The organism is Paraburkholderia sp. SIMBA_053, from assembly GCF_046534895.1.
Taxonomy (GTDB): domain Bacteria; phylum Pseudomonadota; class Gammaproteobacteria; order Burkholderiales; family Burkholderiaceae; genus Paraburkholderia; species Paraburkholderia caledonica.
Genome location: NZ_JAWRXU010001970.1, coordinates 1 through 225, shown reverse-complemented (window position 1 = coordinate 225; position 225 = coordinate 1). Strand labels below are relative to the sequence as shown.

Here is a 225-nt window from a genome sequence, read left to right as displayed (position 1 = left end):
ATCAACATCAGCGGCAACTCGACTGATGGCACGGGCGTGATCGTCGATCCGAACGGTTCGATCAACACCTCGGGTGATGGCTCGACGAACATCTCGGGCGACTCGACCAACGGTACGGGCACCGATATCAACGGTTCGATCAACACGTCGGACAACGGCACGATCAACATCAGCGGCAACTCGACTGATGGCACGGGCGTGGTGGTGGATCCGAACGGTTCGATC

The 225-nt window shown here is 58.7% G+C and carries 1 protein-coding gene; it reads left to right on the top strand.

From position 1 onward, the window contains the following. On the top strand, window positions 1–225 hold a 225-nt coding region (locus SB753_RS42415; protein WP_410805876.1), incomplete at both ends, for a hypothetical protein.